This window comes from Heyndrickxia coagulans 36D1 (assembly GCF_000169195.2).
GTDB lineage: Bacteria > Bacillota > Bacilli > Bacillales > Bacillaceae_C > Weizmannia > Weizmannia faecalis.
Map to the genome: position 1 here is coordinate 2315269 of NC_016023.1, position 20513 is coordinate 2335781.

At 47.8% G+C, this 20513-nt stretch carries 19 protein-coding genes and 1 rRNA gene; 11 read left to right on the top strand and 9 right to left on the bottom strand.

Going from position 1 to position 20513, the window contains the following annotated elements; genetic code table 11:
• Nucleotides 1-10: 10 nt before the first annotated feature.
• Entirely contained in the window at nucleotides 11-1090 is a 1080-nt protein-coding gene (locus BCOA_RS28005; RefSeq protein ID WP_014097378.1) for an aromatic acid exporter family protein, read from the bottom strand.
• A gap of 237 nt (nucleotides 1091-1327) precedes the next feature.
• On the opposite strand from BCOA_RS28005, the gene BCOA_RS28010 reads away from it, so the two are divergent.
• Nucleotides 1328-1606 carry a YqhV family protein gene (locus tag BCOA_RS28010; protein WP_014097379.1) on the top strand — a complete coding sequence of 93 codons (279 nt, stop codon included), beginning with the start codon at nucleotides 1328-1330 and terminating at the stop codon, nucleotides 1604-1606.
• A 250-nt stretch (nucleotides 1607-1856) separates the two neighbouring features.
• On the opposite strand, the gene BCOA_RS28015 is transcribed toward BCOA_RS28010, so the two are convergent.
• On the bottom strand, nucleotides 1857-2165 hold the full coding sequence (locus BCOA_RS28015; RefSeq protein WP_014097380.1) for a hypothetical protein: 309 nt from the start codon (nucleotides 2163-2165) through the stop codon (nucleotides 1857-1859).
• Between the two features lie 203 nt (nucleotides 2166-2368).
• Here BCOA_RS28015 and BCOA_RS28020 point away from each other — a divergent pair, with 203 nt between their 5' ends.
• Nucleotides 2369-3640: an MFS transporter gene (locus BCOA_RS28020; RefSeq protein WP_230951750.1), complete on the top strand. Its 1272-nt coding sequence runs from the start codon at nucleotides 2369-2371 to the stop codon at nucleotides 3638-3640.
• 104 nt (nucleotides 3641-3744) lie between these two features.
• Here BCOA_RS28020 and BCOA_RS28025 read toward each other — a convergent pair whose 3' ends face one another.
• The 5 genes from BCOA_RS28025 to BCOA_RS28045 all read right to left on the bottom strand — a co-directional run bounded on the left by BCOA_RS28025 (nucleotide 3745) and on the right by BCOA_RS28045 (nucleotide 9488).
• Complete coding sequence (locus BCOA_RS28025) at nucleotides 3745-4386, bottom strand: YitT family protein (RefSeq protein WP_014097382.1); 642 nt, start codon at nucleotides 4384-4386, stop codon at nucleotides 3745-3747.
• A gap of 514 nt (nucleotides 4387-4900) precedes the next feature.
• Nucleotides 4901-5689, bottom strand: a complete 789-nt coding sequence (locus BCOA_RS28030; RefSeq protein WP_014097383.1) for an ATP-binding cassette domain-containing protein — start codon at nucleotides 5687-5689, stop codon at nucleotides 4901-4903.
• Nucleotides 5690-5705: 16 nt separating this feature from the next.
• Nucleotides 5706-6488, bottom strand: a complete 783-nt coding sequence (locus BCOA_RS28035) for an ABC transporter permease subunit (protein ID WP_014097384.1) — start codon at nucleotides 6486-6488, stop codon at nucleotides 5706-5708.
• On the bottom strand, nucleotides 6485-7489 hold the full coding sequence (locus BCOA_RS28040) for a sulfonate ABC transporter substrate-binding protein (protein ID WP_014097385.1): 1005 nt from the start codon (nucleotides 7487-7489) through the stop codon (nucleotides 6485-6487). The genes BCOA_RS28035 and BCOA_RS28040 overlap by 4 nt, the downstream gene beginning before the upstream one ends.
• Nucleotides 7490-8195: 706 nt before the next feature.
• A complete protein-coding gene (locus tag BCOA_RS28045) occupies nucleotides 8196-9488 on the bottom strand; it encodes a glutamate-1-semialdehyde 2,1-aminomutase (RefSeq protein ID WP_014097386.1) in 1293 nt (430 codons plus the stop codon).
• A gap of 143 nt (nucleotides 9489-9631) precedes the next feature.
• Between BCOA_RS28045 and BCOA_RS28050 the strand changes: the two genes are divergently transcribed.
• The 4 genes from BCOA_RS28050 (at nucleotide 9632) to perR (ending at nucleotide 11560) form a co-directional block, all read left to right on the top strand.
• Nucleotides 9632-10036, top strand: coding sequence for a potassium channel family protein (locus tag BCOA_RS28050; protein WP_014097387.1), 405 nt, complete (start codon nucleotides 9632-9634; stop codon nucleotides 10034-10036).
• Between the two features lie 20 nt (nucleotides 10037-10056).
• Complete coding sequence (locus BCOA_RS35385; RefSeq protein ID WP_014097388.1) at nucleotides 10057-10329, top strand: hypothetical protein; 273 nt, start codon at nucleotides 10057-10059, stop codon at nucleotides 10327-10329.
• Nucleotides 10330-10344: 15 nt separating this feature from the next.
• Nucleotides 10345-10899 (top strand): cob(I)yrinic acid a,c-diamide adenosyltransferase, encoded by a 555-nt coding sequence (locus BCOA_RS28060; protein ID WP_014097389.1) that lies wholly within the window; start codon nucleotides 10345-10347, stop codon nucleotides 10897-10899.
• A gap of 205 nt (nucleotides 10900-11104) precedes the next feature.
• Entirely contained in the window at nucleotides 11105-11560 is a 456-nt protein-coding gene (perR, locus tag BCOA_RS28065; protein WP_017551387.1) for a peroxide-responsive transcriptional repressor PerR, read from the top strand.
• A 193-nt stretch (nucleotides 11561-11753) separates the two neighbouring features.
• Here the strand turns inward: perR and alsR are convergent, their stop codons facing one another.
• Nucleotides 11754-12641 carry an acetoin biosynthesis transcriptional regulator AlsR gene (alsR, locus tag BCOA_RS28070; protein WP_014097391.1) on the bottom strand — a complete coding sequence of 296 codons (888 nt, stop codon included), beginning with the start codon at nucleotides 12639-12641 and terminating at the stop codon, nucleotides 11754-11756.
• A 194-nt stretch (nucleotides 12642-12835) separates the two neighbouring features.
• Between alsR and alsS the strand changes: the two genes are divergently transcribed.
• On the top strand, nucleotides 12836-14524 hold the full coding sequence (gene alsS, locus BCOA_RS28075) for an acetolactate synthase AlsS (protein WP_014097392.1): 1689 nt from the start codon (nucleotides 12836-12838) through the stop codon (nucleotides 14522-14524).
• Between the two features lie 84 nt (nucleotides 14525-14608).
• Nucleotides 14609-15358 carry an acetolactate decarboxylase gene (gene budA, locus BCOA_RS28080; RefSeq protein ID WP_014097393.1) on the top strand — a complete coding sequence of 250 codons (750 nt, stop codon included), beginning with the start codon at nucleotides 14609-14611 and terminating at the stop codon, nucleotides 15356-15358.
• A gap of 111 nt (nucleotides 15359-15469) precedes the next feature.
• On the opposite strand, the gene BCOA_RS28085 is transcribed toward budA, so the two are convergent.
• A complete protein-coding gene (locus tag BCOA_RS28085) occupies nucleotides 15470-15823 on the bottom strand; it encodes a YgzB family protein (RefSeq protein WP_014097394.1) in 354 nt (117 codons plus the stop codon).
• Between the two features lie 137 nt (nucleotides 15824-15960).
• Between BCOA_RS28085 and BCOA_RS28090 the strand changes: the two genes are divergently transcribed.
• The 3 genes from BCOA_RS28090 to BCOA_RS28100 all read left to right on the top strand — a co-directional run bounded on the left by BCOA_RS28090 (nucleotide 15961) and on the right by BCOA_RS28100 (nucleotide 20443).
• Nucleotides 15961-17376, top strand: coding sequence for an ISLre2 family transposase (locus BCOA_RS28090; RefSeq protein WP_014095747.1), 1416 nt, complete (start codon nucleotides 15961-15963; stop codon nucleotides 17374-17376).
• 423 nt (nucleotides 17377-17799) lie between these two features.
• On the top strand, nucleotides 17800-18672 hold the full coding sequence (locus BCOA_RS28095; RefSeq protein WP_014097395.1) for a nucleotidyltransferase-like protein: 873 nt from the start codon (nucleotides 17800-17802) through the stop codon (nucleotides 18670-18672).
• A gap of 217 nt (nucleotides 18673-18889) precedes the next feature.
• Nucleotides 18890-20443, top strand: a 16S ribosomal RNA gene (locus BCOA_RS28100).
• Nucleotides 20444-20513: the final 70 nt, after the last annotated feature.

Consider the following 20513-nt stretch of genomic DNA (forward strand, 5'->3'; position numbering starts at 1 on the left):
CTGCCGTCCCCTATTGGTCTTCCAATTCGTCAAGATTGAGTTCTGATTGTTCGTGGTGATAGGTTTGGGACACGGTGATCAATTTTTCCAGATGTTCAAGCTCTTCCTGGTAATCCACAAGCAGCGCCAGCAAGTTCATCACGTGATAGGACTGGAGATCAGCGCGGAAAGTCTCATCTTTTAAGTTCTGCAGAAAAATGTCCATCAGCTCATTCCGCTGTTTGTCAGCCGTATCGCATTTTTGCGCATGGGCTTTGACTTTTCCGAGAAACATGAGCAGCAATTTTTCATGTTCGTTCACAAGGTATTCCATTTGTTCCTGCAGCATGCTCCGGAATGTTTCTGGCAGCCCGGCAATATCCGCTTTGTACTGGTGCAGCCGTTTTAAAATAATATAGCTTAAATTCAAAATGGCCACCATTTCTTTATACAGCACCACTTTCCGCTGCCGCTCGATCCTGTTGCTTTTCCCGTAGATTTTTTCCTCTTTAAATAAAGTGTACAGCTGCTCTACTTTGTACACCCGCTCTTTAATGTCGGGAAGTTCTTCTTTTAAAAGCTGGTAATCGGCTTCCTGGCGCGCTGCAATCCGGATGAATTTGAGCAGTTCTTCTGTCACATGGGTGAGACGGACATACAGCCGGGCCTCGTATTTCGGCGGCAGGAAAATCAAATTCACAAGAAACGAGCTGAAAATCCCGATAAACAATGTCGCAAAGCGGATGCCGGCCGTCTGCAGAAAATTGTCACTTGGCGTTTCCATAATGACAATCATGGTTACAAGCGCGAGGCCGACCGTATCATCGAGCTTCAGTTTCAACATTAAAATGATGATCAACACAGACCCGAGACCGACGACTAAAAAATGGTTGCCAAAGGCCATGACAAAAATGACCGCGAGCAAAGCGCCGATCAGATTGCCCTGGACCTGATCGATAATGGACCGGTAAGACCGGTATATCGTAGGTTTAATCGCAAAAGTGGCAGCGATCCCGGCAAACACCGGGGACGGCATTTTTAATAATTGCGCGATAAACAACGCAATCGTAATGGCAATTCCTGTTTTGACAATGCGGGCTCCAACCCTCATATTGGCAATTCCTTTCTTCCTTGCAAAGATATTTACATGATATGTTCCAAAAGGCTGCACTAAACTATTTCCGTCCAAAAATTTTTTTAAACCGGCAGACCCTTTGATTTTGTCATTATAACATGTTTGCCGGAAGACGTGCGTGGGATAAGACCGGAGAATTTGTCCTAATTTTGCTCGGCACGGAATATACATGAGGTAAATGAATCCAAAATGCGCGTATGAAGAGGGGAAACGATGTTGTGGCTGATTGAAAAGTATGTGCTTAGTATGGCTGCGCTCAGGCTGATCTCAGGAATGATCGAAATTTCCGCGGCCATTTTGATGCTCAAATACAATCAAGTGGAAAAAGCGCTTCTCATCAACAGTTCTCTTGCTATTGTCGGGCCTGTTGTTTTAATTACGACAACGGCGATCGGGGTGATCGGAATTTCCGATAAAATCTCGTTTGCCAAAATGCTGTGGATTCTGGCCGGGGTTGGCTGCATTTTGTACGGGATTAAAAGCAACGGGTAAGCTTTGTGAAAAGAAAGCGGATTAGGGCTGGAGTGAGCAACCGGCCGGCTTGTTGGGGGATGGTAATGCCGGGTTACAGTAGGGATCTCGGTTTGCCGTGGGGGATCTCCGCAATCGAAAGCCCCGTTTTGTCATGAAGGCCGTAAACCCCTATGCCTTTAGGCCGGAACCTGTTGCATCCACTGGCAGCGTAATGAGGGAGGAACCCGGCAGCTCCCTGTTTTTCAAACCCTTTAAGCAGCACCCCTTTTTATTGCGGGCAAGTGCCGATCGTTTGCTTTATTTCTTTAAGCAGATGCCGGATTTCGCCGCCTTCCATCAGGTTGACATGGATTTCTTTCAATGCCGTTTCCTTGACCGTCTCCATCATCTTTTCCCCGGATCCGTCTTTTTCGATCACAGCCCGGTTTCCGGTTTGGTTCAGCACCCAGAACGTATACTGCAGCTTCGGATGGCTTTCGGGGAAACTGAAAATCAAAGCATAATAAATGTCAAATCCGCTGTCAAAAAATTGCATCACACCGCGAATATAATTCTGCTCGTCTATCTTTTGCGACAAAGAGACCCTGTAACCTTGCTGCACCCCGATCTTTTTCGATTTCCTCCAAAATGTATTCCATAAATAATTTCACGTTTTTTCCTCCTTGCGTAACAGGTAACCATACCCTTCCCGTAATGGGCTGCAGTATTCGTTTGGGCAAAAGAATAAAATGTTTGCTTCCGGATAATCTAACAGAGCAAAAATTGAAATCCGGGGAGGATATTATGGCAAGCAAACAACCTTCTGTAATGACAGTGGCAGCAATCGGCTCCATTCCATTAATTATGACGCTTGGCAATTCGATGCTGATTCCTGTCCTGCCGAAAATGCAGTCTGAACTTCACTTGACTTCCTTTCAGGCAAGCTTGACGATCTCCGTTTTCTCCATTGTGGCGGCCGTGTTCATCCCGGTGCTCGGCTATCTTTCCGACCGCTTTTCCCGGAAAGCCGTAATTTTGCCGGCATTGTTTTTATACGGGGCAGGCGGCATTCTGGCGGGAATCGCAGCCGCTTTGTTTTCCCATGCTTTCGCCTGGATCCTGGCAGGCCGCACGCTTCAGGGAATCGGGGCAGCCGGTACAGCACCAATCGCCATGGCCCTCACTGGGGATCTGTTTAAAGGCGATAAAGAAAGCCGGGTGCTCGGCCTTGTGGAAGCCTCAAACGGGTTTGGAAAAGTGCTGTCTCCGATATTAGGGGCACTGATCGCATTGCTCGTATGGTACGGCACGTTTTTTGCTTTTCCGGTAGTGGTCGCTGTCTCCATTTTTTTAACATGGGTCTTTATTAAAGAAAAACCAAAAAAGAAAGAACCACCTGGGCTCGGGAAATATGTAAAAGGACTTGCCGGTGTGTTTAAAGACGACGGGCGGTGGCTATGCACTGCTTATCTTGCAGGCGCGACATGCTTGTTTACCCTTTTTGGTATTCTTTTTTTCCTATCCAATGTGTTGGAAAAAAGTTATAAAATTGACGGTGTGATGAAAGGGCTGATTCTGGCGATTCCGCTGCTTGTCATGTGTACCACATCTTATATTACCGGCAGCAAAATCGGGAAAAACCAGCGCTTGATGAAAAAACTGATTGTCACGGGCTTCTGCCTGATGACCCTTTCTTACGCGCTTCTTACGTTTTTCAGAGGGCTTTTTCTGTTTATTCCGGTCCTTGCTATTGGGAGCCTCGGCACCGGTCTCATTTTGCCGTGTGTCAACAGCTTTATTACGAATGCCGTTGGAAAAGAAAAACGGGGATTTGTCACGTCACTGTACGGATCTGTCCGGTTTCTCGGGGTGGCTGTCGGGCCGCCGGTGTTCGGGAGGCTGATGGCGTGGTCGCGGCCGGGGATGTTTATCTCGATTGCCTGCTTTACATTTGCAGTCGGGTTACTGTCGTTATTATTGATCCGCCCGCAGACTGAAAAAGGCTCATCCGGCGGGGAAGAAAAAAAGAAAAGAAGCCGGCACACCATTTTGGAACCGGTGGGCGGCAGGTAAACGGATTTTTCAAGAACGGGATGGAATCCGGATGCTGGTAATTTTTTCAATTGGGATGATAAGAGTGGTTTGTGCATGAATTGCCGGCATCGATCCTGGCCCGTTTATTTTTTTCGCCAGCCTAACGGAAGAAAGGGAAGCTTTAAGTAAATGGCTTGAAAGGAAAATTGATAAATCCAGCCGACAATTCTGGTTGACACATATTGGCAAATGACGGCTTGTACGACAATTTCCCAGTCGATCACATACGCCGTCAGAATAAAAATGAGCCCGTTGATGATAAAAAGTGGGGTGGCCGGATTGACGCTCCTGTATTTGGAAATGATGAGGGCAACAATGCCGATGCCGCCGTTGGAAACACCTTGCCGGAGCAGAATGCCGATGCCGATGCCGAGCAATACGGAGCCTAAGGCAAGGTCAAGCCATTCGTTATGGAATGGTGTTTCCCATAAAAATGCGGAAAGATTGACCGAAACAGATGTAACCGTAATCCCGAGAAGCGTACCCATTGCACTGGCAGCACTTAAAAAGTACACGGCGAATACAAGCATGGAGGAGTTCAGCATCCAAAGTGCAATGCTAAGAGGGACGTGGAACCAGTGGTGGAAGAGCACTGTAAGCCCCCCGGCCCCGCCTGATGGGATGGCATTTGGGAATAAGAATACACCCATTGAGTAGCCTTGAAGGGCAGCCCCGGCCATAATCATCAACAATTTTTTTACATTCCGGCTATGTTGCTTTTTCAAGAAAATCATCCCTCAACTGAATGAGAATGCCTTACAATTTACTATATGCTTGTACAATCGGCCACATGCCGGTCTTTCAAGAAAGTGCGGGGGAGTGCATGAGAAAGCTCACCCGCTACCGATGAAAAGCACACTTTAGAGAAAACCCCCCGTATGTGGAGGGGGATTCTGACTGTGCAGCTAAAGCCGGTTCTTTTTTACTGGCGGGCGCGGTTTGCGTCATGCGGCCGGGAGGGACCTCTTTTGAAACGGGAGAGAAGGAGTAAATGCCTCTCTCGCACGCTCAGATATCCTATGCCAGTTTTCTGAAACGTGAGAGAAGGCCGGCGCTTGTCTCTGCAGAAAAACACGGCCACTCCTGATGTTGTGTTGCCGTGCCGAACCGGGATTTAGCCGTTTAGCATGCTGAACTCTCCAGGCCGTTCAGTTACAGCTATTACGGCTTTTTATGAGGCTGTTAAAAACGCAGCAGCAGACGGGGAGTGGCGCGGGTCATAAAGCGCCATTCCCCGGGTTAGTGGGTGCCGGGCAGGGGATAAACAGAACGGCTGTCTGAAAAACTGTTCGCTTGTTTGGGCGGTGCCTGCACGGGGCCGCCCATAATCCGGTTCCGGATTTTGTTGACGAGAGCGGCAAAAGATTCGCGGTCTCTTTGCCGCGGCCTTGGCAGTTTCACCGGGACATCTTCAGCAATGATGCCGTCCGACAGCAGGACGACCCTGTCGGCTAAAGCCACGGCTTCTTCCACATCATGGGTTACAAGCAGGGCGGTAAAACTGTTTAATCTGCGGATTTCTTCGATCAGATTTTGCATTTCCAGCCGGGTCAATGCATCGAGGGCGCCGAGCGGTTCGTCCAGCAACAGCAGTTCCGGCTGATGCATAAGCGCGCGTGCCAGCGCCACCCGCTGTTTCTGTCCGCCGGATAATTTGCCCGGCCACTCATCGGTATAGTTTTCAAGCCCGACATGTTTTAATACTTCGATTGCTTCCTTTTTGTGATCGCCATCCAGACCGAGGACAACATTGTCGATCACCCGCTTCCACGGCAACAGTCGCCCGTCCTGAAAGACCATGCACGATTTACTGTTCAGATTTCCGAGCGGTTTCCCGTCGATCAGAATCCGCCCGCCGCTCGGCTTTTCCAAACCGGACAAGAGCCGCAAAAGCGTGCTTTTTCCGCAGCCGCTTTTGCCGACAATGGCGATAAACTCCCCCCTCTTGACCGATAATGTAATATTTTTCAAAACGTCCCTGTTTCCATAGCGTTTTTCTAAATGGTCGAATTGCAGGAAGCTCTCCATATTTGTCCCTCCGATTTCAAGATTGTTCCTGGTAACTGGTATGCCATTTCAGGCATCTTTTTTCAAAAAAGCGGGCGATAGCATCGGACAATTTCCCGAAAAGGGCATACAGTAGAATGCTTAAAAGAATGACATCCATTTGCATAAATTCCCTTGCCGTCATCGCCATGTATCCGATACCGGATGTGGAAGAGATGGTTTCGGCCACGATTAATGTAATCCACATCACGCCCAATGAAAACCGAATGCCAACCAAAATGGAGGAAAGGGAGCCCGGGAAAATGACATGGGCAAACATCCGCCAGCCCTTTAATCCGTAAATTTTCCCCATCTCAATTAATCCATTATCAACGGACTTGATGCCGTGGAAAGTGTTGAGGTATACCGGAAATAACACCCCCAGGGCAACGAGGAATATTTTCGCTTCTTCCCCGATCCCAAACCACAAAATGACAAGCGGAATTAACGCCAGATGCGGAATGGTACGGAGCATTTGGACAGAAGTATCGAGCAATAATTCGCTTGTGCGGAACAGCCCGTTCACCAAACCAAGGATAAAGCCGATGCTTCCGCCAATCAGAAAACCGGTCACAGCCCGCAGCAGACTGATCCAGACATGATGCCCGAGCTCGCCGCTTTTTGCCAGTTCCACTGCCGCAATCAGGACATCTGAAGGCGCCGGCAGAATTTTTGGTGATACGATGCCTTCTTTTGCAAAAATTTGCCAAATGATGATGATCACGGCCGGGATGCCCCATGGAATCAGTTTTTGGATGAAAAAGCCGGTAAAATGTTTCACTTTCCTTCATCCTTTTTGAAATGGTAAATATTGTCTTTTACATTCACTTTTTTCGGGATCAATTTCAGTTCGTAAAATTTGTCGGCGATCTGTTGCTGTTCTTGGATGATTGCCGGGGTAAACGGATCGAGGCCGTATTCCCTTCTGTCTACTGCGATTTTGATCGCTTTTTGGTCTATACCGAGGGCTTTTGAAAGTAATTCCGTTAATTCGGCAGGGTGTTCATTTGCCCAGGCACTCGATTTTTTTACTTCATCGAGGACGATTTGGACGATTTTTTCATGTTTTTTCAAATATGCCGGAGTGGCGAGAAAATAATCGCGGTCCGTCGTATATCCTTCTCCTGTTACAAGTGTCCGTGCATGGCCTGTTACTTCGGCATCGGCGGTAAACGGATCCCATATGACCCATGCATCGATTGTGCCTTGTTCAAAGGCGACTCTGGCATCCCCCGGTTGCAGGTAAGCCGGCGTGATATCCTTGTACGAAAGGCCGTTTTTTTCGAGTGCTTTGACAAGAAAATAATGGGAACTGCTTCCTTTTGCAAACCCGACTTTTTTTCCTTTCAGATCTGCCACGGAACGGATTGTGGAATTCTTTTTCACCAAGATGGCTGCACCTTCGTATTTTGATTTTCCGACCCCGACATATTTCAGATTGGAACCGGAAGCTTGTGCAAAAATCGGCGGCGAGTCCCCCGTCCTGCCAAAATCAATATTTCCGGAATTCAAGGACTCGAGAAGCGCTGTTCCGGACTGGAATTCGTACCATTCCACCTTTACGCCGAGCGGTTTCAGCCTTTTTTCCAAGGTGCCGCTTGCTTTTAAAATCAAAAGCGGGCAGTTTTTTTGATAGCCGATTTTAATTGTATTTTCAGATTTCACTGTCTGTGCAGTTTTGTTTTCTTTTTTTCCATGATTGGAACAGGCTGCTAGTAAGGCGAAAACAAGTATGAAACTAAATAACATGAAACATACGCGTTTGTTTAAATTTTTCATCATTGAAAAAACACTTCCCTTCATTCCATATTCTCTTTGGCTGTTCACAACTTGCGCAATATTCTTTATAACATATACACAAATTTTAAATAGGTACCTGTCCCGGTTAAAAAATCATAAAAACGGTTGAAAGCAAAAAAGCCCAATTATCATCAAATGAAGAATAAAGTTCCAATGGTATCATTTAAGAAGGGAAGGCCGGGAATGCTGCTACACCGGCACAGACAATGATGGCGATTTTTAATGTAGTGCTTTGGGGAGCAGTGCAAATTACCTTAGCGAATAAGGTTTAAAAGATGCTTACACGTTAGGAATGGATAAGGCCTGTCACAAATGGGGACCTAAACAGCCGTGGTTAAAAACGCATACAAAGTTACGGGTCACGGGTGATTTAAAACAGCCTCTCATCATCTGAGAGAATGTTATTTTAATTTTTTGCATTGTTCTAATAGTTTTACTAAGTTTCTATAAGCCATCCAAAAACAAAATCCTGATATCCCAAATACAATGATACATATTGCTAATATAAAAATTACTAAGTCCATTGTTCTCGCCTTTCAAAAAAATGATTAGTTTATATCTTTTAAATTATAACAAAGTAAAACTTCTGTTTAAAGATAATAAGCGTTATAAAAATTTCCCCATATCTATCACGGCATTAGTTAAAAATACACTGTCCCAGAGATGGGACAGTGTATTTTTTAAAGGATTATCCTTTTAAATGTGAAAAAGCATAGTCGACGGCTTTAATTGTTTCTGCGATATCTTCTTCCGTATGCGCGGTTGTGAGGAACCAGGCTTCATATTTTGACGGGGCAAGGTTAATGCCTTGCTTCAACATCAGTTTGAAAAATTTCCCGAACAACTCGCCGTCGGATGCTTCAGCCTGCTTGTAGTTTTCGACTTTTTCGCCTGTAAAGTAAACGGTAAAGGCGCCGACTACGCGGTTAATGGTAATGGTGACGCCGTGTTTTTCGGCTGCTTCCAAAATGCCTTTTTCAAGCATGGCACCGAGACGATCGAGGTTTTCGTACACGCCCTTTTCCTGGAGCACTTCTAGGCAGGCGATTCCGGCAAGCATCGAAGCCGGGTTTCCGGCCATGGTTCCGGCCTGGTAAGCAGGGCCGAGCGGGGCGACTTCTTCCATAATGTCTTTACGGCCGCCGTATGCCCCGATCGGCAGTCCGCCGCCGATGATTTTGCCCATGGCGGTTAAATCCGGGGTAACACCGAGCATGTTTTGCGCGCCGCCGTACATAAAGCGGAAAGCGGTGATCACTTCATCGTAAATGACAAGGGCGCCGGCTTTGTGCGACAGTTCATTAATGGCTTCCAAAAATCCCGGTTTCGGCGGCACAATGCCAAAGTTGCCGACAATCGGTTCAACCAGTACGGCTGCCACTTCATCGCCCCATTTTTCAAGTGCCTGTTTAAAAGGTTCCACATCATTATAAGGGACGGTGATGACTTCGTTTGCGATCGCCTTTGTGACCCCTGCCGAGTCCGGCATGCCGAGTTGCGACGGGCCGGAACCGGCGGCGACAAGCACGAGGTCGGAATGGCCGTGGTAACAGCCTTCGAATTTAATGATTTTGTCGCGGCCCGTGTAGGCGCGGGCAACGCGGATCGTTGTCATGACCGCCTCTGTTCCCGAGTTGACAAAGCGGACTTTGTCCAGGGACGGGATTGCTTCTTTCAGCATTTTCGCGAATTGCACTTCATATGGGGTCGGCGTGCCGAACAAAACGCCGTTGTCGGCTGCTTTTTTAATCGCAGCAGCAATATGCGGATGGGCAAAGCCGGTAATGATCGGACCGTATGCCGCCAGATAATCAATGTAGCGGTTGCCGTCCACGTCATAAAAGTACGCGCCTTTTCCCCTTTCCATGGCAACCGGGGCGCCGCCGCCCACCGCCTTGTACGAGCGGGACGGACTGTTTACGCCGCCGACAATATGCTCAAGTGCTTCTTTATACAAGATTTCAGATTTTGAAAAATCCATTTATCGTTCCCTCCTCATTGGCATTGGCCAATTTCACCATTCTATTGTAGCCTTCCATTTTCTTCCCGTAAAGACTGTCATAACCCGGTCGGCGGAGGCATACAATGAAAGGACAAACTTGAAAGGCGCCGGGGGTATCGGGCATGTTTTATTTTCTCGGCATATTGGTTGTCCTTTGTATTGTAATGAGCCTGCGCACCTTGTTTTATCCGACGTCCTGGCGCGCGAAGCAGCTTTCATTTGAACGTTTCCTTTTTCTTGCTTTTACCTACACCAATATCATGATCGGGTTCGGGTTGTTGTTTTTACTGCTCGATATGATGGGATTTCAAATTGCGCTCCATCACGGAAAGCTGTTGGAAGGGCATGATTTTCACACGCTGCTCGATTATATGTATTTGAGTGCTGTCACGCTGTTCTCCGTCGGGTACGGGGATATTGTGCCGATCGGGGCTGCGCGGATTCTTATTATCATTGAAGCGTTAATCGGCTATACCATCCCGGCGGCGTTTGTCGTAAGATCTGCTTTTGACTCGGAAAGAAAATAGCCTGGCAGGAGGATTCCCGCATGCCGGCAGTTGTCCGCCAGGGAAGCTACGGCCGGCCGGTGCCTATTTTTGCGGCCGGGGCGGCTTTTGTCCACGCGGATTTGCCGTGGGTTCATAGTGTATATTACCTCCTCAAAAAAATATCGATATCTTTGAGCCGACTTGTTCGGTTTCTTTTTTTATGGCAATTTTTACGAATTCGTGATACAAAACTAATATATGGTTTTACGGGAAAGGGCAGATTGAGAAAAATAGCGTGGTTGCGTTTATATACGGCTGATCCATTAAATTGATGTGGAGGGGACAAGATGAGAATTTACACAAGGTCTGGTGATAAAGGGACGACATCGCTCGTTTACGGGGTAAGAGCAGCGAAAAACGATCCGCGCGTGGAAGCTTACGGAACAGTGGATGAGGCGAATTCGGCGATCGGCGTTGCACTCAGTTTTTTGCACGGCGAACAATTTCCGGAAAAAGAAGAAATAGAACAATGTTTTAGCAGGGTCCAGACAATGCTGTTCCATGCCGGTGCGGAGCTTTCCACGCCCGAGGGAAAAGAAGTGCACTGGAAATTGAAACAGGCATATATCGATGAACTTGAGGCTTTGATTGACAAATGGGATGGAAAATTGGAACCGTTAAAAACCTTTATTTTACCGGGCGGGCATCCGGCAGCAGCGGCGATGCATGCGGCGCGCACAGTTGCAAGAAGGGCGGAGCGGGCAAGTGTTGCGGTCAATGGTGTAAATCCGCTTGTGCTGTCGTTTTTAAACCGGCTGTCCGATTTCCTGTTCGTTGCGGCAAGATATATCAATTACTGTCTTGGGGTGAAAGACCGCCCGCTCCAACCGCTTGAGGAATAGCAAGGGTGTGTGGTTATACATACTCCCGACTGAAAAAAGGCATCCTAATGAACGGGTTTCCTTCTTTTTTGAGCCCCAAAGAGCGCAGAAAAAGCAAATTACCGGCGGATTGATTCGCTAATTTGTTTGACAAAACAGGGGTTTATTTTGTAAACTTTTTATAAAGATTATAAATTAAGAATGATAATTGTTAGAAAAGAGGTGCATGGCGGTGTCCGAGCAACAGTTGAATAAAGCACTGGAAACCTTGAAACAGTCGGGCGTTCGTATTACCCCTCAACGTCATGCGATATTGGAATACTTAATTGAATCCATGTCACATCCAACCGCCGATGAAATATATAAGGCTCTTGAGGGAAAATTCCCGAATATGAGTGTGGCTACCGTTTACAATAACTTGCGCGTTTTTAAGGAAATCGGATTGGTGCAGGAACTGACCTATGGCGATGCTTCAAGCCGTTTTGATTTTGTCACATCCAACCATTACCATATTATTTGTGAAGACTGCGGAAAGATTGTCGACTTTCACTATCCTGGCCTGGATGAAGTGGAACAGCTTGCCGCGCATGTGACCGGTTTTAAAGTAAGCCATCACCGTATGGAAATTTACGGTACCTGTCCGGAATGTATGAAAAAGCACAGTTACCTGGAAGCAAAATAAAGCGCAAATGCCGGCGAAATGGTTCGTCCGGTTCTTTTTTTGCGGCTTTAAACCGGGACCTGATAAACCGCAAGCAAGGTTTTTAAAAAGTTTTAGCGGTGCAACTTTATACACTTTTATGCAATAAATCCGGCTCTTCTTTCGTTGGGAGGCCGGATTTTTCATTGTATTTATGCAATCGGTCAAAAATCCATTAAAATTCTGCTGCCACCCGGCCGGAGATGTTTAAGAAATTGGCAAGGGCCGGGTTTTGGTCTTCCTTCCGGTACGCAATGGACAAAACGGCATTTAACGGGTGCCCTTCAATCTCCCTGTACACAATATCGAGATTAAATAATTTTTCGGCTGTCCGTGGTAGCACCCCGATTCCAATTCCGGCTGTCACAAGACCGACGACCATTTGGTACTCGGTGGCTTCCTGGACGATTTTCGGGCTGAAATCGGCGTCCTTGAAAAGAGACAGAAATTCATCATAAAGGCCCGGCCAAATATCACGCGACACAACGACAAACGGGACGTCCGCCAGATCCTCGATGCGGATTTTTTCCTTTTGGGCAAGCGGATGGTTTTTCGGCATTGAAAGGGCAGCCGCACCTGTCTGGATCTCAGCCGTTTCAATTAAAGGATCATGAATCGGCGGATGCAGCAGGCCGACATCGATTTCTTTCCGATGCAGCGCCCGAATCTGGTCCGGGGTTGACAACTCATGAAGGGAAACGGCCGTTTTCGGATATTTCAGCCGGAATTCCCGGACGATAGCCGGCAAAATGTCATAAGTCGCCGAACCGACAAAGCCGACTACCACATTCCCGAATTCCCCCCGCTCAGCCCGCTGTGCATTTTCCACTGCCCTGTCCAGCTGCTCAAGGACCTGCTTGGCCTCTTTTAAAAAAACTTTTCCCGGGATCGTCAGTTCAACATGACGTTTATTGCGGATAAAAAGGTCCACCCCGATTTCTTCTTCCAGCTGCCGGATTTGCTGGGAAAGCGGTGGCTGGGTCATTTGCAGCCGCTCTGCTGCTTTTCCGAAATGTAGTTCTTCCGCGACCGTTAAAAAATAATGAAGATGGCGCAGTTCCATCTGTATCTCCTCCTTCCCCATTTGGGATTAATATTTATTATATATTATTTGTAGCACAATAATATATTTTAAACATTTCCTCGTGTGGTGTAAAGTATAGATAGAAACAAGTTCGCTCAGCCTATAGATGAACGTTTTCCCCTGTAATAAACGGGGGAAAGTTCAAAATAGGGCTGTCCTTGGGAGTGGGAACTGTGGAAAAAAAGAATTCAAATCCAACCAATACGACGAAAAAAACAGCTGCAGACCTGGTTGTCGATTGCCTTGAAAAACAGGAAGTGCCGTACGTTTTCGGCATTCCGGGCGCAAAAATCGATGCCGTATTTGATGTACTGAAAGAACGCGGCCCGGAATTGATTGTATGCCGCCACGAACAAAATGCCGCTTTTATGGCCGCTGCTATCGGGCGTTTAACAGGAAAACCGGGTGTCTGCCTGGTAACGAGCGGGCCGGGGGCTTCCAACCTTGCCACCGGGCTTGCCACTGCGAATACGGAGTGCGATCCTGTCGTTGCAATCGCAGGAAACGTGCCGCGCGCAGACAGGCTGAAAAAAACGCACCAGTCGATGGACAATGTATCCCTGTTTCAGCCGATTACAAAATACGCAGCGGAAGTGGTTCATCCGGATACAGTGCCGGAAGTGATGACAAATGCATTTCGTTCTGCCGCTTCGGCACAGGCAGGGGCCGCTTTTATCAGCTTCCCGCAGGATGTGCTGATGGAGCCGGCGTCTGTCAAAGCTTTGGGTCCGCTTGAAAGCCCGGAACTCGGGAAAGCAAATGAAGAAGCGATTAAAGAAGCTGTAAAAGCGATCCAGCATGCCAAATTGCCGGTCATTCTGGTCGGGATGCGTGCGAGCCGCCCGAAAGTCGTGAAAGCGATCCGGTCACTCTTGAAAAAAATCGCATTGCCGGTTGTTGAAACATTCCAGGCGGCAGGCTTGATTTCAAGAGATTTGGAAGATCGTTTCTTCGGCCGCATCGGCTTGTTCCGCAATCAGCCAGGCGATATTTTGCTTGAGCATGCGGATGTCGTACTTGCGATCGGTTACGATTCTGTTGAGTACGATCCGAAGTTTTGGAACAGCGAAGGGGAAAGAAAAATCATCCATCTCGATGAAATCCGCGCCGATATCGATCATGATTACCAGCCGGAAATCGAACTTGTCGGTGACATTTCAGCGAGCGTTGACAGCATCAAAGAACAGCTGGCCCGTTTAAATATGAGCAGTAAGTCCATGGAACTTTTGGAACATCTCCGCAACCAGCTGAATTTGCGCGACGAACCATCGGAAAAGGCGGATAAAAATCTTGTGCATCCGCTCCAGTTCATTCATGATTTGCGTTCGTTGATTGATGACCATGTGACCGTGACATGCGATGTCGGTTCCCATTATATTTGGATGGCGCGCCATTTCAGGGTATATGAACCGAACCGCCTGCTGTTTTCAAATGGCATGCAGACGCTCGGGGTTGCGCTTCCGTGGGCGATTGCCGCAACGCTTGTCAATCCGGATGAAAAAGTAATATCGATCTCCGGAGACGGCGGCTTCCTGTTCTCCGCCATGGAACTTGAAACGGCCGTCCGTTTAAAATCACCGCTTGTGCATATCGTCTGGCGCGACGGCACGTACGACATGGTGGCGTTCCAGCAGCAAATGAAATACGGGCGCACATCGGGAGCAGACTTCGGCCCTGTTGATATTGTAAAACACGCGGAAAGTTACGGCGCAAAAGGCTTGCGGGTGAATGCACCTGATGAACTCGTTTCCGTACTGAAGGAAGCACTGGACTCAGAAGGCCCTGTCGTGGTCGATGTCCCGGTTGATTATAGCGACAACCTGGAACTGGCGAAAAAACTGCTGCCTAACCAATTGGTATAATCACTTACTGCGGCGGGCAGCTGCTATAACTTGGACTCAGCCGGCACAAATTTTTCAGGATACGATAGAAAGAAGGGGTTTACCATGCGTACTGCTGCAGAAAATCAAAATACAGAGCAAATTTTAACAAGCCGGACCGATGAAGTATACCAATTGTCCACGATGACATCGCTTCTTGACGGCGTATACGAAAGCGACAAGACGTTTGCTGAATTAAAAAAGTTCGGCGATTTCGGCATCGGCACTTTCAACCATTTGGACGGGGAATTGATTGCCTTTGACAATGCGTTCTATCAGCTGAAGGACGGGACGGCAAAACGTGTACAGCCTGAAGACAAGTCACCGTTTTGCTCGCTTGCACATTTTTCGGAGGATATCACCTATACAGCTGAAGGTCCTCTAGCAAAACCCGAACTGGAAGACTTGATCAAAGATCTCGTCCGCAGCGAAAATTTATTTTATGCCATTCGTGTGGACGGTGTTTTTAAAAAAATGAACACAAGAACCGTCTCCTACCAGGAAAAACCGGTTCCCATGACGGAAGCGGTGAAATCCCAGCCGGTTTACTCGTTTGAAAATACAAAAGGAACGCTTTCTGGTTTTTGGACGCCGATGTTTGCACAAGGAATCGCGGTCGCCGGCTTCCACCTCCATTTTATTGACGACAAACGCACCGGCGGCGGCCATGTCTTTGACTATGTGCTTGACTACGGGACGATCCGGATCAGCAAAAAAACGCATATGCATCTGGAACTTCCGGAAACAGACGCTTTTTTAAATGCGAACCTTTCCCGCGCCAATTTGGCAGAGGAACTGGAAAAGACAGAAGGCTGAACGAAGGCGAAGACGGCCCGCATCCGGCGAAAACCGGATGCGGGTTTCTTCAAATTGGGCGGGGGTTGCCTGACTCCGGCAACCTAGGCTTTTTCATCTCCACCCCGCCTGTCACTTCTGCAATCGCTTACGATTATATGATTCGTCAAACGCTTTTCCCTCAAGCTCAGGATCCAGTGTCAGCGGCTCGTTGCAATGCATGCAAATATCTACCCGGCCCAGCATTTTTGTCGGCTTGCCGCAGCCCGGGCATACAACCTGCACCGCTTTCGTCGAGAGCATGCCGATCCAGAAATAAACCACCGTGCTTAATAAAATAAAGAACAGGCCGAACAGCATAAAAAGAGTTACAACAATCGGATGCGCCCGGAAAAACAGCCCGATATACATGACGATAAATCCGACAAAAATCAAGCTTAAGGCAAATGTCCGAATCTTATTGATTTTACTTGAATACTTCGCCAATACCATTCCCCCTTTCTTTTAAATATAGTATGTGTAAAATTTTACTCGAAGGGGCAAATGAGTGGAAAAAAATGGGAAGACGCTCTATCATCTAATTGTACACTTCAAGATGAACATCTAGAGAGAGAGGTCTTCCCATGGATATTATATCAATAATTGCTGGATTATTAAAGGATACAAAGAGTCTTATCGAATTTGAAGAACAGCTTAAACTTCTGATGCAGAAGGCTTTTACACAATGGGTTGGGGATGTATTTGAGGAGTTAGATAAAACAATTAAACAAAAGAAGTTGGAGGAAGGCTGGGAGTACTGCCGTAGTGATAACAGAAGCGTTCAGTTTCTATTTGGAAGTGTGACTTTTAAACGTTCATTAATGCGTGATAAGAGAGGGAACTCACATTATCCCTTGGATGAATGCTTGGGGCTGGTACCCCACCGGAGATATAGCCCGTTAGTGGAATTAAAGGTGGCAGAGTTGGCAAGTGAGAACACCTATCGGGAGGTGGCGAATATTTTAAAAGAATGGACAGCCGTGAGTCTTAGTCATACAACTGTAGGGGAAATGGTGAAACGCGTAGGAAAAACGCAGGTGGAAGCCGACAAGGCCCTTGTAGAAGAGATGGAAATAGCTGCTTCACTGCCTGATGGGAAGAAGGTAGACTACCTGTTTTCCGAAGCAGATGGCGTATTCATCCGGGGACTGGAAAAGAAACAGGGTATGGAAGTCCGCCATGCCATTCTCTATGAAGGTTGGGAAACCAATGGAAAAAGGGTCTCCCTGCGTCAGCCCACAGTCATCATGACGACGGAAGACATTCAGACATTTTGGGATGAAGTCCAAGCCACAGCTGCCAACACCTATTCCCTCGAAAAAGCGCAAGTCATTACAAACAGTGATGGAGGTGCTGGGTACACAGCTGAACGGTTTCAAACAGCATTCTCACAGTCGGAATTTCCGGTGCTCAACCAGCTGGATACCTACCACGTTGCACAAGCCATCATAAGGACATTTGGGGGCGGAAAGAGCGAGATCAAGGAGCAAATTAGAAAAGCGATTAGAACGCATAACCTGGACCAATTCACGTTATATTTGGATACGCACGAAAGCACCTTGACGGATAAAAAGGCTCTCAAGAAAATCAAGGAATTCCGTTCGTATATCTTGAAAAACTGGGACCGCATTTTTGACTGGAGGGACAGGGTGAAAAACGTGCCGGAAGGTGCGAGAGGCCTAGGAGCTATGGAATCGAACCAAAGGCATATCTCCTTCAGGATGAAAAAAAGGGGCATGCATTGGAGTGAACTTGGCGCAGAAGCCATGGTGAAAATCAAACAAGGCATGCTCAATGGGACATTGAGAGAAGCCTATCTGAAACACCGTTCAAGAAGCGAGAGAAAGCAACGGAACTTGAAACAATCCATCAGGATGTCTCAACTACTCAAGCAGCCTGTACGCCCGTCAGTGGGCGTAAAGCACGGATCAGTTGCCCTGCATTCAAGCAGTTCATCGGCAATGGGACATTTAAGCAAAATATTAGAGCTTTCGTTTTAAGCCTGGCTCAGTGGGGACTGATCGTTGAGGCGCGCGAAATTTACGAGACTCCTGCGGGAAAAGCGAGCCAGGAGAGACCCCGCAGCGAGGTACGAGCGAGGAGGCTCGCCGGCCGCCCGCGGAAAGCGAGTGAATTTCGCGCGCCTCAACATCCCCGTTATCCATCTTTATACGGAAATATTACATCTTTTCCGAAAATTACACCGAGCAAGTAAAGCACGGTAGCCGAAAGTGTACAAAAAGAGTGTCTTGGAATACCCGATATTTAAACCTTGTCGAGAAAAACTTGACACATACTAAATATAACATAACTGGCGAAAAAGGAAGGAATGCAATATACTGAAATTTGTTTCGAAAATTTGCAGGGGATTTCCCGGGATTTGCAGAAATACGTTCATAGAAAGCATGATGGAGGAATGACGCATGAGAGACATTTTAAGGCCGATTTACCAGGAAAGGGCAAGCCTTCCAAATACCCTTTCTGTCCTGTATATTGAAAAAAAGCCGGATGAAGATGCCGCAACCAATTTGTTCGACGCCATTCTCTTCATCATTGTCAAAGAGCAGGACCAGCCGCTCTATGTCAAGCATTACCGCTATGAAGACAAAAAAGCCGCCTTATATGTCGTGGCAGAGAACCAGTTGAAAGAGTGGATGCTGTACGGGACAAACAACAATATATTCGAATGGATTACAGAAGGGCTGATCTTATTTGACCGGAATGAGTACATGGCACGCTTAAAAGATGAAGTAAGAGATTTTCCGTTTCATGAACGAAAAATAAAAATTGGTACGGAATTTGCCAAATTGATCCGCCGGTATTTAAACGGGAAAGACTTCTTCAAACAGCGCCAGTACCTCGATGCCTACAATCACATCATCCACGCCTTGCACCATCTTGCCAGGCTCGCGGTGATCGAAAACGGTTTTCACCCGGAAATAACCGTCTGGAACCAGGTAAAGCAAATTGATCTGCAAATCTTCAAGTTGTACGAAGAACTGGTAACAAGTGAAGAGTCGCTGGAAAAGCGCCTTGAACTGCTCTTTCTTGCGAGTGAATTCCACATTTATTCGAAGACATCGTTTGGCGCGCAGCATTTACTGGAACTGATGGAAGAACGGGAAGAATGGACAATTGACGAACTGCTTTTCCATCCAGGCCTTCAATCGTACAGTATTGACTTGCCTGTTCTGCTTGAATTTTTAATTGAAAAAAATATGATCGAGGAAATTACAGTGCCGACAAAGGGGCCTGAAATCTTCCATATACGGTACCGGATTCCAAAAAAACAATAAAAAAATATCAAATTTAGTATTGACGCATAATAAATAACTTGGTATAGTTATATACGTCGCTGATGAACATGAAAGAGCAACGACGAAAGACGAAAAAAGTTATTGACAAAGACTTCGTTATGATGGTATAATAATTTAGTCACTGTCAAAACAGATCGTTCCTTGAAAACTGGACAAAACGAAACGTCAAATTCTTTTTGAGCTTTTATCAAACATCTTTACTGAGAGTTTGATCCTGGCTCAGGACGAACGCTGGCGGCGTGCCTAATACATGCAAGTCGTGCGGACCTTTTAAAAGCTTGCTTTTAAAAGGTTAGCGGCGGACGGGTGAGTAACACGTGGGTAACCTGCCTGTAAGATCGGGATAACGCCGGGAAACCGGGGCTAATACCGGATAGTTTTTTCTTCCGCATGGAGGAAAAAGGAAAGACGGCTTCGGCTGTCACTTACAGATGGGCCCGCGGCGCATTAGCTAGTTGGTGGGGTAATGGCTCACCAAGGCAACGATGCGTAGCCGACCTGAGAGGGTGATCGGCCACATTGGGACTGAGACACGGCCCAAACTCCTACGGGAGGCAGCAGTAGGGAATCTTCCGCAATGGACGAAAGTCTGACGGAGCAACGCCGCGTGAGTGAAGAAGGCCTTCGGGTCGTAAAACTCTGTTGCCGGGGAAGAACAAGTGCCGTTCGAATAGGGCGGCGCCTTGACGGTACCCGGCCAGAAAGCCACGGCTAACTACGTGCCAGCAGCCGCGGTAATACGTAGGTGGCAAGCGTTGTCCGGAATTATTGGGCGTAAAGCGCGCGCAGGCGGCTTCTTAAGTCTGATGTGAAATCTTGCGGCTCAACCGCAAGTGGTCATTGGAAACTGGGAGGCTTGAGTGCAGAAGAGGAGAGTGGAATTCCACGTGTAGCGGTGAAATGCGTAGAGATGTGGAGGAACACCAGTGGCGAAGGCGGCTCTCTGGTCTGTAACTGACGCTGAGGCGCGAAAGCGTGGGGAGCAAACAGGATTAGATACCCTGGTAGTCCACGCCGTAAACGATGAGTGCTAAGTGTTAGAGGGTTTCCGCCCTTTAGTGCTGCAGCTAACGCATTAAGCACTCCGCCTGGGGAGTACGGCCGCAAGGCTGAAACTCAAAGGAATTGACGGGGGCCCGCACAAGCGGTGGAGCATGTGGTTTAATTCGAAGCAACGCGAAGAACCTTACCAGGTCTTGACATCCTCTGACCTCCCTGGAGACAGGGCCTTCCCCTTCGGGGGACAGAGTGACAGGTGGTGCATGGTTGTCGTCAGCTCGTGTCGTGAGATGTTGGGTTAAGTCCCGCAACGAGCGCAACCCTTGACCTTAGTTGCCAGCATTCAGTTGGGCACTCTAAGGTGACTGCCGGTGACAAACCGGAGGAAGGTGGGGATGACGTCAAATCATCATGCCCCTTATGACCTGGGCTACACACGTGCTACAATGGATGGTACAAAGGGCTGCGAGACCGCGAGGTTAAGCCAATCCCAGAAAACCATTCCCAGTTCGGATTGCAGGCTGCAACCCGCCTGCATGAAGCCGGAATCGCTAGTAATCGCGGATCAGCATGCCGCGGTGAATACGTTCCCGGGCCTTGTACACACCGCCCGTCACACCACGAGAGTTTGTAACACCCGAAGTCGGTGAGGTAACCTTTACGGAGCCAGCCGCCGAAGGTGGGACAGATGATTGGGGTGAAGTCGTAACAAGGTAGCCGTATCGGAAGGTGCGGCTGGATCACCTCCTTTCTAAGGGGAAAAGCGTAGGGCGCTCGTTCATCGGCGTACGGATTTCGTAGTCTTCGACTGAGATAAAGGA

What these genes read in the sequence shown, in the direction of transcription:
- BCOA_RS35385 (WP_014097388.1), top strand. Translation starts at nt 10,057, where the DNA reads ATGCCGGCAGTTGTCCGCCAGGGAAGCTACGGCCGGCCGGTGCCTATT.
- perR (WP_017551387.1), top strand. Translation starts at nt 11,105, where the DNA reads ATGGCGGTGTCCGAGCAACAGTTGAATAAAGCACTGGAAACCTTGAAA.
- BCOA_RS28030 (WP_014097383.1), bottom strand. Translation starts at nt 5,689, where the DNA reads ATGGAGAGCTTCCTGCAATTCGACCATTTAGAAAAACGCTATGGAAAC.
- BCOA_RS28040 (WP_014097385.1), bottom strand. Translation starts at nt 7,489, where the DNA reads ATGATGAAAAATTTAAACAAACGCGTATGTTTCATGTTATTTAGTTTC.
- BCOA_RS28005 (WP_014097378.1), bottom strand. Translation starts at nt 1,090, where the DNA reads ATGAGGGTTGGAGCCCGCATTGTCAAAACAGGAATTGCCATTACGATT.
- BCOA_RS28050 (WP_014097387.1), top strand. Translation starts at nt 9,632, where the DNA reads ATGTTTTATTTTCTCGGCATATTGGTTGTCCTTTGTATTGTAATGAGC.
- BCOA_RS28090 (WP_014095747.1), top strand. Translation starts at nt 15,961, where the DNA reads ATGGATATTATATCAATAATTGCTGGATTATTAAAGGATACAAAGAGT.
- BCOA_RS28095 (WP_014097395.1), top strand. Translation starts at nt 17,800, where the DNA reads ATGAGAGACATTTTAAGGCCGATTTACCAGGAAAGGGCAAGCCTTCCA.
- budA (WP_014097393.1), top strand. Translation starts at nt 14,609, where the DNA reads ATGCGTACTGCTGCAGAAAATCAAAATACAGAGCAAATTTTAACAAGC.
- alsR (WP_014097391.1), bottom strand. Translation starts at nt 12,641, where the DNA reads ATGGAACTGCGCCATCTTCATTATTTTTTAACGGTCGCGGAAGAACTA.
- BCOA_RS28060 (WP_014097389.1), top strand. Translation starts at nt 10,345, where the DNA reads ATGAGAATTTACACAAGGTCTGGTGATAAAGGGACGACATCGCTCGTT.
- BCOA_RS28010 (WP_014097379.1), top strand. Translation starts at nt 1,328, where the DNA reads ATGTTGTGGCTGATTGAAAAGTATGTGCTTAGTATGGCTGCGCTCAGG.
- BCOA_RS28045 (WP_014097386.1), bottom strand. Translation starts at nt 9,488, where the DNA reads ATGGATTTTTCAAAATCTGAAATCTTGTATAAAGAAGCACTTGAGCAT.